Origin of the sequence: Gottfriedia acidiceleris (genome assembly GCF_004138285.1) — a bacterium.
GTDB classification, from domain to species: domain Bacteria; phylum Bacillota; class Bacilli; order Bacillales; family Bacillaceae_G; genus Gottfriedia; species Gottfriedia acidiceleris_A.
The window spans coordinates 1-11,309 of the sequence record NZ_SCFN01000031.1 but is presented as its reverse complement, the minus strand read 5'-3'; the positions used below and the strand labels follow the sequence as shown (position 1 = coordinate 11,309).

12 protein-coding genes are annotated in these 11,309 nt (G+C 30.2%); 3 read left to right on the top strand and 9 right to left on the bottom strand.

What is annotated here, in order from left to right; genetic code table 11:
* Nucleotides 1–468 precede the first annotated feature (468 nt).
* Nucleotides 469–975, bottom strand: a complete 507-nt coding sequence (locus EP747_RS22710) for a hypothetical protein (RefSeq protein ID WP_129692262.1) — start codon at nucleotides 973–975, stop codon at nucleotides 469–471.
* A gap of 218 nt (nucleotides 976–1,193) precedes the next feature.
* Between EP747_RS22710 and recJ the strand changes: the two genes are divergently transcribed.
* Nucleotides 1,194–2,855, top strand: coding sequence for a single-stranded-DNA-specific exonuclease RecJ (gene recJ, locus EP747_RS22705; RefSeq protein ID WP_129692261.1), 1,662 nt, complete (start codon nucleotides 1,194–1,196; stop codon nucleotides 2,853–2,855).
* 103 nt (nucleotides 2,856–2,958) lie between these two features.
* Nucleotides 2,959–3,216, top strand: a complete 258-nt coding sequence (locus EP747_RS22700) for a hypothetical protein (RefSeq protein ID WP_129692260.1) — start codon at nucleotides 2,959–2,961, stop codon at nucleotides 3,214–3,216.
* An 81-nt stretch (nucleotides 3,217–3,297) separates the two neighbouring features.
* On the opposite strand, the gene EP747_RS22695 is transcribed toward EP747_RS22700, so the two are convergent.
* The 7 genes from EP747_RS22695 to EP747_RS22665 all read right to left on the bottom strand — a co-directional run bounded on the left by EP747_RS22695 (nucleotide 3,298) and on the right by EP747_RS22665 (nucleotide 9,755).
* The gene (locus EP747_RS22695) at nucleotides 3,298–3,795 is read right to left on the bottom strand and encodes a GrpB family protein (RefSeq protein WP_129692259.1); all 498 of its coding nucleotides are present in this window, start codon (nucleotides 3,793–3,795) and stop codon (nucleotides 3,298–3,300) included.
* A 218-nt stretch (nucleotides 3,796–4,013) separates the two neighbouring features.
* Nucleotides 4,014–4,757, bottom strand: coding sequence for a CPBP family intramembrane glutamic endopeptidase (locus EP747_RS22690; RefSeq protein ID WP_129692258.1), 744 nt, complete (start codon nucleotides 4,755–4,757; stop codon nucleotides 4,014–4,016).
* Between the two features lie 114 nt (nucleotides 4,758–4,871).
* Nucleotides 4,872–5,246 carry a hypothetical protein gene (locus EP747_RS22685; protein WP_129692257.1) on the bottom strand — a complete coding sequence of 125 codons (375 nt, stop codon included), beginning with the start codon at nucleotides 5,244–5,246 and terminating at the stop codon, nucleotides 4,872–4,874.
* A gap of 472 nt (nucleotides 5,247–5,718) precedes the next feature.
* Nucleotides 5,719–6,042 carry a hypothetical protein gene (locus EP747_RS22680; protein WP_129692256.1) on the bottom strand — a complete coding sequence of 108 codons (324 nt, stop codon included), beginning with the start codon at nucleotides 6,040–6,042 and terminating at the stop codon, nucleotides 5,719–5,721.
* An 89-nt stretch (nucleotides 6,043–6,131) separates the two neighbouring features.
* Nucleotides 6,132–7,274, bottom strand: a complete 1,143-nt coding sequence (locus EP747_RS22675) for an anti-sigma factor (protein ID WP_165347236.1) — start codon at nucleotides 7,272–7,274, stop codon at nucleotides 6,132–6,134.
* Entirely contained in the window at nucleotides 7,267–7,767 is a 501-nt protein-coding gene (locus tag EP747_RS22670) for an RNA polymerase sigma factor (RefSeq protein ID WP_129692254.1), read from the bottom strand. Before EP747_RS22670 ends, EP747_RS22675 begins: the two co-directional genes overlap by 8 nt.
* 596 nt (nucleotides 7,768–8,363) lie before the next feature.
* Entirely contained in the window at nucleotides 8,364–9,755 is a 1,392-nt protein-coding gene (locus EP747_RS22665; RefSeq protein ID WP_129692253.1) for a M1 family metallopeptidase, read from the bottom strand.
* A 368-nt stretch (nucleotides 9,756–10,123) separates the two neighbouring features.
* On the opposite strand from EP747_RS22665, the gene EP747_RS22660 reads away from it, so the two are divergent.
* Nucleotides 10,124–10,552: a DUF4362 domain-containing protein gene (locus EP747_RS22660; RefSeq protein WP_129692252.1), complete on the top strand. Its 429-nt coding sequence runs from the start codon at nucleotides 10,124–10,126 to the stop codon at nucleotides 10,550–10,552.
* Nucleotides 10,553–10,706: 154 nt separating this feature from the next.
* On the opposite strand, the gene EP747_RS22655 is transcribed toward EP747_RS22660, so the two are convergent.
* Nucleotides 10,707–11,162, bottom strand: a complete 456-nt coding sequence (locus EP747_RS22655) for a DUF4304 domain-containing protein (protein WP_165347235.1) — start codon at nucleotides 11,160–11,162, stop codon at nucleotides 10,707–10,709.
* Between the last annotated feature and the right edge of the window lie 147 nt (nucleotides 11,163–11,309).

The window sequence follows — 11,309 nt, the reverse complement described above, 5'->3', positions numbered from 1 at the left end:
GTAGGTACTAAATTTTTTAAATAATGTACTTTAAAAAAGGTATTTCATCAAATAAATTTTTGTTAGCTTAACCTCCTTTATCTAATCCAGAAAAGAGTTAGAAATAAAAAAAACGGACTACTTTTTTACTGTAGTACCGTTTTTAAAGGCTATCATAACACTTTTCGCTATTAAATTGATGTTGGGTTTATTTCGTAAAATAACTGTGCCAAGGGGTTTATTTGGAGCTGATGTAGCACCGTTATCCTTTGAATTATCGTTTACCATGCTACCCCGCCCTTCCCTTTTGTATAATTCTTATGGTTGTTATACAGGGCGGTTAAGTGCTTTCGCACATACCGTATTAAATTATATGTGCCGTGTGCTTGCCTTTGTGCCTATGTACATGCAAATAAAAATTCATCTCATCTTGTTGTATTCAGATTAAAATCACAAAAAAAGGATTAGCTTATGCCAACCCTCTCCACATTATTTATTTTCTGCTAACCATTGTTTTACCTTTTTCTTCATCTGTAAATCTAATTTCTCAAGATCTCCCTGGTTATTTCTAACTTGCTTTTCATACTTACGAGGAAACATTCTTTTTAATGAAACCCCAGGATCACCTTCATCTGGCTCTTCATATTCTACAACTGAATAGGAGTATCCTTGTCGCTTCAATTTAATCAAAGCAGGGAAAGAATGACCAGCTTGACTTTCTGTTTTTGTTGACAAATTATAGGTACCGAAAAGGGAATAAAAGTAGACTATCAAATTATCATTCTTTTTTTCCGTTCCATACACATTATGTACTTCAAATTGTTTTTCGCTTGGTGGGTATAGCCCTTTGTATTGTTCAATAATGTAATCTGAAATTATTTGATCCATTTCTTTTGTTACATTTGTTCTACCATCAGTAATTACAGATTTACTGCAACCAGCTAAAAATATTGAAATAAATAGCACAATCATAAAACTACATTGTCTTATTTTCATCCTTATCCCCTTTAACACCTTCCAATTTCCTCTTACTTTCATTAAGTTCCTTAATAATATATTAAGGAACCTTTTATTTATTACCTCCAAACATTATTTAGACTAGTTTTTGAGTACATATAACATTTTTAAATAAAAATAAAATGTTTTTATACAAGAATAATTTCATTTCATGTCGTCCATTCTATACATATGAAAGCTAAATTCGGAGGTACTTTATGAACTGGAATAAAATTAAACCGATTGAAGATGAAACAGAATTTGCAATGATTCGCTACCTCTCATCACAATATTGTCTTTATCCAACCATTACTCAACATTTATTCCATTTAGGGATAAATACATCTAAAAAACTGGGAGATTTTCTCATTCCTTCACTTAATTCGATGCATCATCCATTTTTGCTAGATGAAATGAGTATTGCAGTTCCCCGAATCTTACAAGCTATTTCTCGGCAAGAACAAATTCTAGTATTTGGAGACTATGATTGCGATGGGATGACTTCTTCGACTATATTAAGCCAGGCTTTAATTGAAATGGGTGGTCAGGTAGACACACGACTACCTTTAAGAACAGAAGGTTACGGATTATCAAAAGAAATCGTTAACAATCTATCAAAATCTTATACACTTATTATTACAGTTGATAATGGGTCAAGTGCACATGACGCTTTACAAGCAGCAAAAGTAAAAGGAATTGATGTAATAGTCACTGATCATCACGAAGTATTGAATGGAAGACCTGATTGTTTGGCTTTTATTAATCCAAAACGAAAAGATAATAAGTATCCGAATCCAAACTTATGTGGAGCAGGCGTTGCATTAAAACTAGTACAAGCTATTTATCATGAGTTAAATCGAGAATGGATTGGTGAATCTTTTAAATTTTTTGACTTAGCAACTTTAGGAACAATCGCAGATGTCGTGCCATTAATTGGAGAAAACCGAATTATCTGTTGGCATGGATTACGAAAAATAAAAAATCATCCTCATCCTGCATTTAAAAAAATATTAGATAAATTAAGGATTAAAACAGTTGATAGTTCAACATTTGGATTTACGTTGGGTCCAATTTTTAATGCGTGCGGACGAATCGGTGATCCAAATTTTGCTGCCACCATACTTCGTTCTACTGATCCAACTAATGAAGAAATTGACCAACTCATTGCATTAAATGAGAAACGAAAAAAAGTAACAGCCGAACAATTCTTGACGATTCAAGAAAAAATACAGAGTGAAAATTTATTAAACGATGACGTTTTAGTGATAAACGGGGATTTTCATAAAGGGATTATTGGGATTCTTGCTTCCAGAGCATCAAACTATTATAAAAAGCCAACAATTGTTATCTCTAGTGACGGAACAGGTTCAGCAAGAAGTTTACAAGGAAGTCAATTTTCCATTATTAATTGTATTTCTGGTTGTGAGGATTTATTGAAGAAATTCGGGGGACATCCAATGGCAGCTGGTTTTTCGATCAATCTAACCGAAAGCCAGGTTAATTTATTCCGATCTAAAATCCAAAATGAAGCTTTAAAACAGCATATCAGTTCACCAAAACAGTTTTATATTAGCAACATACCCATTCACACATTTCCAAGAGAATTAATGAATGACTTGCCTATATTAGAACCTTATGGAATGGGCATGCCAAAACCAATTTTTAAAAGTAATGCAACTAAAATAGCATCATCTCAATATTTTGGGAAAGAGAAAGAACATTTAAAATTACTAATTAAGGATAAAAATGTTTTAGGTTTTTCACAAGCACATATATTTCATAAACTAAGAGATCTCACTGAATTAGATTTATTTTATTCTGTTAATTGTCATAAAAAAGAGGACTTTTTTTTACATGATTTAATGAAAAAAGAAGTCTGATGTGCTAGTTAATGCATAAATCAATTGTTCATTTAAACTTTCTTATTAGAAAATAAAATATTTAAGAGTTATTTAAATAGCTAAAACTATAGGGGTATTTATCATGAATACAAACATTTTGTACTTTAAAATTTACGAAAATGAAGTAACATCTAGTGATTATGTGAATTGGGCTATAGAAATGCTATTAAATGATTACATAACAGACTCATTAATTAACTTGGCATCATTTAACGAACCACTTAATATTTTTGAAGTTGAAGAATATTTTCAGAGATCAATAAAAGAACTAAATATAAGTGAACCTACACATCAAGCATGTGAAGAATATTATAAAAGTCATATAATAAGTTTAAATTGAAGAATAATCTACTTTTATTAATTGCTTCACAAAGGATTTGTTGTACTAAAACTAAATAATATTATTTTATGAATTACTGTGTCATATTTTTTTATATTCAGGAGAATGCATTAACTTTTCGAAAAACTTGTTTTTGCATTCCCTGTATTCATCCATACCCCTTCCTTCGAACCTCCTTTTTAAATTATCATACTCTACTCTATACTCATCATTTAATAATAAAAGATCTCGGAACTTCCAAAAGAAATCAAAATCAGAATCAATAATAGTTAGTTGTAAACCTATAGGTGAATCGATCGAATCATTTTTAAATGCTCTAAACAAGTCAGTTTTAATACTACCTTCATTAAGTTCAAAAACAGATGCAAGTGCTTTAACTGCTTTTTCGAATTGCTCAGGAATAACACGCACTTGTATATCTAAATCACCCTTTGTAAGGCTGTTAGGGATGGCTGTACTTCCAACGTGCTGGACATCGGCTTCTGGCAAAAGAGCTTTAATTAATTTTCTATGAATTAAGAAAGATTTCTCTGCTTTTACAAAAAGAAAAGGATTATTCGAAAAACTAACTTGTTCCATTTAATCCTCCAACCAATCATTTTTTATATTAATTCTACTTTCTTATTCAACGAACCTACCATTTAGCACAAAAAAAAATCAACTATACAGTCGATCAAGTTATGCAACTAACGCATGCGTTAGTTGAAGATAAAAAGCAGCCATTGGCTACTTTTTATTTAAGTTTTAGGCAGGAAAGTTTTAATTAATTTCTGTATTTTTTATATAACTTATCCGTTTTAATTGAAAAATTGTAAAAATAACATAAACGTTAAGCTACTGAAGGTATTATTAGTTATATGCGCGGCAAATGAAGAAAGTAAACCGTAACGTAAGAATAACAAACTATAAATTATTCCTGGTACCAAGTACATCAACAAAGAAGGACTAAAGCTAGGTTCATGAAGGTATCCAAAAACAAAGGAGCTTACTATTACAAATATCACGGCAGCTATCCATTTTCCTCTTTCTTCTAAGACTATCTTATGTATTTTTTTATAATGTGAATAGACTTTAAAGATTAATAAAACCAAACTAAATATAATTGCATAAATTAACAATCGAAAAAGTACTTCTTCTTCGAATGGACCAGTTACACAAACCAGCAATCCTTCAATTAGAGTGTTACCTATTCCGCCGTGATAAGCATCTGTACCAGCATGAACAACTTTAGGGAATCTAAGAATTATATAGTTTGCTAGAGAAATTTTAATTAATCCAACCGAAAAACCAATTAAAATTGCTTTACTAAATGATGTTCTTATCCAATGTTTCAATAATAAAGAACGTAATTCGTCAAAATATACTAAAAAACACACAATCATTGTAAACATTGTTAAGAAATCAAACATCATTTGTTCATTTTCGTTTCCCCATTCACTTGTATCCCCTGCTAAAAGAACTACAATAAGAGCAAATATAATAGCAAAAAGTATATAAATTATTTTCTTCTTTATTGACCAAATATGTGATGTTTCTTCCAATCTTTTTCCCTCCAATCTCGTCGATATAGTATATGAATTGGTATTTATATCTAGGACAAGGGAATAAAGCAAATATTTCTTTATGTAACTAACGCATGCGTTAGTTGAATAAATTTAATTTATAAATTGTTCTTGTAGTAATTGGATTGTCTTTGAATCAAGTTTGTAAACTTTTCCACCGTTGCCTGATACCAAACTTTGATTATAATTTACAGTAAATTCCTCTTTCTTCCCTACATCATTAATAAACCATAATGTTAAATTAGACGCTTGCACTTCGATTTGACCAGATTGCAATTTTTTTGCTTTGAATCCTTTTTCAATTTCCTCAATTAAATCACGATCTGTATCTGCCGTATGAATACTCGTATCGATACTTGTTATCCCAACAACCGCAACAGTTTGAGGATTTTTACTTTCTGTTTTCGTATTCATTGAACATCCGAATAAAAATAGCGTACAACTTAATAGAATGAAAATTTTCTTCATATAAAACCTCCAGTTTGTCGTGTTTAAATCAAACCATAAGTAAAAAAAATACGTTTTATCAGAACCTCCTTGTTTCATATACATTTGGCTGAACCAAACACTCGATATTCATATTTTAATATTTTTTTAATTTTCAGTAAATTGGGGGTTTTTTTGCTTGGATACTTGTAAAATTAACTAAATATTGAAAGTTAATTATGTCGAAAGTCTTAAAAATATATAGAACAAGCTACATTTCGGCTAAATTTAATGTGACATCAAACAAACAACTTGGGGGAATTTTAATTCATTCTAATAACAAGATAAATTTACTAATTTGTATACGTAACCATTACTGGAGTTAATAACTTTGAACTTCCTCTGGTAATTCCTTATGCAACTAAACTGCCATTTTGTTGAATAAAAAAATCGACTAAACAGCCGATCTTGTAGTCTAACTAATGCAATGCGTTAGTTGAAAAAGACAAGAATTTCATCTCTTTACTTTTCGCATAAGTATAAAACTAATTAAATAACATAGACTTGTAATGCCAAATACCGCAAAGATTCCAGGCGTAAGAGCCATGTATAAACTAATAGGAAGCGACCAAATAAAAGCAAGTAGTAATATCCATTTCCTATAAGTTAATGAAGCAAATAATGCTAAATAAGCAGGAAAAAACAACATAATTGCAGTACGTGTCACCACATCGGTTTCTGTACTATTTGAATAGGGATTAAAATAATTCAAAACAACCCATAATAAAATACTTACTACACTTGTACAGACACCTAAAATAGATGCATTTTTCAACATTTTCCTCCCCCTAGTCTCTTCATTGTCATTTAAACTAGTAAACAATTAGGTCTTACATAAAATTATTTGTTACGTTTCATAATTATTTTTTATTTTGATTCATTCCAATTCCAAAAAGCAACATCCCCTACACTTGCTTTTCCTACCCATTTTTCTTTTTGTAATTTTAAAAGTTCTTTTGTTGGACCAGTGACAACAACTCCATAGATCCTTACACCATTTCTTTTGATGTAGTTTGTTTTTTCTTGCAATCTCTGTTTAGAAAAAGATGCTACATTTTGAGAGATTAATTTATTTGAATTCATTAAATCTAACACATCTAAGAATTCTTTATTTCTTTTAGCCGCATCTCCATAAGATTCAAGCCCCAAGTTTACTGAACCTGTAATTTCAGTGGTCACAAACCCATTCCCCGATTTTTCTTTTGAGATTACTTTTTCATTTTTTTGCAAATTAAATCCATAGTACGGAAATCCAAGTGAAGGTTCGATCCATTCACTTCTATTTTTGTCAATGCCAGTATCTACTGCAAACCAAGCAGGTAGCAAATTTTTACCTTCAAGCAATTTTAATGTAGCATCTGTGGTAAGGTAATCAGAAAAAGATATATATAATTCTGATACTGTACCTTCTGGTAAATGCTCTAATCTTTTGAATCCATTATCTATTTGAATACTCTTTTGTTGTTCTGGATAAATAAAAAATGGAGCAGGTTGAACTTGTTTTGAAATATTTATTGTTGGTAACCCGAAGAAAAAGGATGATTTTACTTCTCCTATATTCTTTTGTCCATCCCCTAATTGTTTATTAAGCTCTCCATCGATATACAGCTTTAAAATGCCACTTTGAATACTATCATTTACTGTGACATTTGGATGTGTAGCTTCAAATGAAGTCCGAATAATTTCAGAATAATTAGAAGCACGATCTGGTTCACCCCAAGAATAAAAAATCGTTGTGATTGACCAACATGCGCAACCAATTAATAACAAAATGGAGAGTGCGGTTAAAGCATTTTGTATACGAGCTTTCCATATTCCTTTCTTGATTAAAGCTTTTTCATTAAAATTATTATTCTTTTGTTTAGTGCTATCATCCCCTTGCATGATTTCATCTAAATAAGATTGATATATTTCCAATTTATCAAGTTCATTTTCTAATTGAATTTTTTCACTTTCAGAGAGTTTCCCATTCGTATAAGCCTCTAACTTTTCTCTAAAATTCTCATCCATTACCATTACCTCTCTCATTATTTCTTAAAGTTTGTCTAGCACGAAAAATTAAAATTTTGACATTCGATTCAGAAATCCCCATTACTTGTGCAGTTTGTTCATATGTAAAATGATGAATAGATACCAGTAATAATGCATTTTTTTGTTTTTCTGGCAGTTCTCTTATATTAATAAGTATCGATTGAAGTCGTTCTTTCATTAACAATTGCTCTTCAATCGTTAAAGAATTATTAGCAACATCATAAGAATCAAGATCTTTATGTATAAGTCTTTTCTCTTTCCTCTTCTTATCAATAAATAAATTGTACGCTACTTTAAATAGCCAAGGTTTCATTTGTTCACTTCTCAGTTTCTCAATTTGTAAAAATGCCCGAAAAAATGTTTCTTGAACTACTTCTTCAGTAATTTCATAATCTAATGAAATGGAAAACAAATAACGTGATACTTCCTTGGCATATGCTTCATAAATTTCTTCTAATGTCTCGTTCTCCATCTCTTCCCCCCTTCATATAAAACACGTTTGAGTGAATGAAAAGTTACATACTTTTTTAAATTTTTTTAATGTTTCTCATGAAATTGTTGCTTACTTTCCAAATAATGTAAGGTAAATTGCTTGTTATCATGTAATTAAGAACAATCTACAAAAAAAAGAGTCATATACTATGACTCTCGAACTTTAGATAAAAACATAGTATTTACATCTGTAAAATATTACTTTTAAGTAGCTAAAATAATACAGTGAAACATAATCTCGATTAAAAAATTTTATCCGTTACCAGCTGTTAAATTTCCATTTCTCATGATATAGATTACTTTTAAAGTAATTCTACTCATCTTAATTAAATTCAATTTAATACTCAATTAATCCTTTACTTGTTAAACTATACTCATTTAAATCAATAAAGATTAATCCACAAAGTAAATCGAACTATTTTCAACAAATACTTGATAGTTAACTCTAAATCGAAAATTAACCTTCGCAGATGAAATTTGAAAATGTAGTTATAGTTGTTTTATTAGAAATTCATAAACTTCTTCTAATCATCGTTGTAAACGGTGGATTGTTAAGATTGGACCAACCACTACTGGTTAGCTTTCGGCAACATTCAACCATTTTTCAAATATTTTATCTTCTTTTATTCTCAGTTCGTATTTCATAAACCTCAGAAATTCTTTTGTATCCACCTCTTTATATTGATAGTAAGCAAAATACTCTTTTAAAAACCTTTCCATTGTTTTACGACCACCGTGTGCATTAAATATTTTCAATAATTCATTGGCAGACTGACCATACACATAACTGGAGTATTCAATAGGCATATATTGATCAATTGATAGATTAGAAGGTTTTGGTTCTAACTTAATAGGCAGCTTATAATTGGGAATTTCCTTTTTTCCTGCTAAAAATAAACTAGTTGCAAATGATGCAAACCCTTCATCTAACCATGCATCATGATAGGGATCATTGCTGATTACTCCATAAAACCATTGATGGGCGATTTCATGAACAATCATACTTCTTGTATTAATACTTCTACCAGTTGAATCAACAGTTACAACCCCTGGATACTCCATCCCAGCATCGCTTGCAATGATATCCAATTGTTTAAATGGATAGGGACCTATTATTGATTGAAAGTATACCAATGATTTAGTTGCCGTATCCAGAGCAACCTGCTGATCACTTTCATTAAAATTTAATAATCTAATATCAATCTTACCAACTTTTTTACTAATTACGCTTGGCTTTTTTAGGATTCCAACAAAGACTTCTTTTACATTTTGGACACTTAATTGATTCGAAGGTTTGCTTGAAAGTTCATCTTGGTCACTAGTTGTGATAACGGTGTATTCATTTGGCACTTCATATTTTAGGTTAAAGTTACTGAAAGCTGTATGATATGATTCGCCCTTGAACTGGTAAGGAAGTTTATTCCATCCTCTCCCTTCTATGTAAGTCGGAACCATAGGGTACCATTGTGCTAGATAAAAGTTATCACTTTGTTTCGTAAATCGAAAACCATTGTCAGGTAAGGTAAATGAATAAGAGATTGATATACTAGTTGTTTGATCAGGCTCTAAAGTTGTTTTTAATGGAATAGTTAATTGATCTTCAACAAGGTTGTATGGTGAATGAATATCATTTACACGAATACTTTGTATGCGGATTTTTGACGGATGTTGGAGTGTGGGTGAGTTTTCTTTTGTAAACATGTTTGGTATAAAATATAGTTCAACAGAATTCAATTTGTCTTTCGAAGTGTTTGTAATATCAATGAAAGCTTGTACATCAAACGTTTCATCTTTTTTCATTTTTAATGAAAGATTGTAGACTGTATTTACACCAGGTGACTTACTAATTAGTTTGAAATTTTCCTTAATAACTTTACCTGTTTGCATTGAATTACTATCCTTTTGGCAACTAGCCAAAATCAGTGAAATGACTATTATTAAGAAGATTAAACTACTTCTATTATTCATTAATTTCCCCTTTCTTTTCCCAGAAATCTATTACCTCAATCATTTTTACAAATAATCAATAATTGAATGTTTGAAAATTTACTGACTTTAATTTTTACTAAATTTTACCATAATCATAACAACTATTGAATTGTCTTTTAGAACTACTCTTTACAAGTCAATTAAATGAACCCCCAATATAGACCATTTTATTAAGCAAAATTATTTATATACTTTAGAATGCTGTAGCTAAGGGAATATAACCTTTTTATAGTTAAACAAGGATCACGATATACAGAGAGTTTTTCATAGTTTTAGATAAATAAAGGGAAATTATCTAAATTCTAGAATTTATAATTAATTTACTAGATGAAGGGCTGATAAAAAAAATGAAAAGAAAACTAATGATGGGAATGAATGGTTTTATTCTATGTTTGGGGTTAGCTGCTTGTAATGGTACACACAAATCGAATTCTGCACAAACCCTTCCTGATTATAAGCCAGCAGTTGATGATGTAATAGATACCCATGGAGAAGTGAAGAATAAGTCAAAGTTTCTAACATTTTTAGACCATGTTAAGAAAGGGGAACCCGACCAAGTTAGAGTGGTTCATTACACTACTGAAGGCGACCCAATTTTACATGATTTACACTATAACGGAAAAGAGATTTACTCGACTGTTGACACAAGAAGAGACAATTTCGGAGATAAAAAAATTTATGCAACAATTTGCAAAACCATTGTAGAGACCGAATTGAACTATGTATTGACTAGTTGCAAAGATTCCACTCACGATACGTCCATCTTAACAAAATAAATAAGTTTAAAAGCACCATTCAATTGAAGGGTGCTTATTTTTATTTCAGATCATTAATTTTCCTAAAACTATCTTTTCGTTTACTTGAGATAGAAAAAAGCTATCGAAACAGCTTATTGATTGCTCAACAAAGCAAGCGTTAATTGAATAAGAATTAATCAATATCAAGGAATTTTTTTGTTTCAAGTGTAGTATGAAATAAGAGTTCAGGTTCTTTTTTAAGTAACTTTTGTAAATCCGATATGCTCTTTATCGAAAGTATGTATTTGTTAATATTCTTATCAAATTGCTCAATTAATAGTTCTTTTTCCACATTATGAATTTCGATAAGATCTGTTAACTTTCTATTATATTTAAATTTGAAACTAAGACGTATATTACCATTAGTGTAATTAGAGATTTCCTTAGTGTTCAAATCTTTAATAACATAGCTCAAGTTAAGATAATATCCGTTTGTGTAGCTAGTTTTTTGTAAACCTAAAACAGAAATAATATCTTCATTGTCAAAGTAATAATTACTTCTTCTTTTTTTCATCCCGTTGGCTAGAAGAACTTCGTCTACGAATTTTTTGAACTCTTTTATATCCATAAAAACTCCTTTTAAAAGCATTCTCATCTACTCCAATAATAACATTCCTTTTTAAGCTAATCTGCCATTATGTTGAATAAGAAAAAGCGATTTTCTATTAAAGTATCGCATTCGAAAGTTGATTTAGAAAAAACTATATTAAAGCTCAAATATTAAATCTCAAATAAA

Bases quoted from the DNA above. Each gene is read 5' to 3' on its own strand.
- EP747_RS22710 (WP_129692262.1), bottom strand. From the start codon at position 975: ATGAAAATAAGACAATGTAGTTTTATGATTGTGCTATTTATTTCAATA.
- EP747_RS22670 (WP_129692254.1), bottom strand. From the start codon at position 7,767: ATGGAGAACGAGACATTAGAAGAAATTTATGAAGCATATGCCAAGGAA.
- EP747_RS22680 (WP_129692256.1), bottom strand. From the start codon at position 6,042: ATGTTGAAAAATGCATCTATTTTAGGTGTCTGTACAAGTGTAGTAAGT.
- EP747_RS22685 (WP_129692257.1), bottom strand. From the start codon at position 5,246: ATGAAGAAAATTTTCATTCTATTAAGTTGTACGCTATTTTTATTCGGA.
- recJ (WP_129692261.1), top strand. From the start codon at position 1,194: ATGAACTGGAATAAAATTAAACCGATTGAAGATGAAACAGAATTTGCA.
- EP747_RS22695 (WP_129692259.1), bottom strand. From the start codon at position 3,795: ATGGAACAAGTTAGTTTTTCGAATAATCCTTTTCTTTTTGTAAAAGCA.
- EP747_RS22655 (WP_165347235.1), bottom strand. From the start codon at position 11,162: ATGCTTTTAAAAGGAGTTTTTATGGATATAAAAGAGTTCAAAAAATTC.
- EP747_RS22700 (WP_129692260.1), top strand. From the start codon at position 2,959: ATGAATACAAACATTTTGTACTTTAAAATTTACGAAAATGAAGTAACA.
- EP747_RS22660 (WP_129692252.1), top strand. From the start codon at position 10,124: ATGAAAAGAAAACTAATGATGGGAATGAATGGTTTTATTCTATGTTTG.
- EP747_RS22665 (WP_129692253.1), bottom strand. From the start codon at position 9,755: ATGAATAATAGAAGTAGTTTAATCTTCTTAATAATAGTCATTTCACTG.
- EP747_RS22675 (WP_165347236.1), bottom strand. From the start codon at position 7,274: ATGGATGAGAATTTTAGAGAAAAGTTAGAGGCTTATACGAATGGGAAA.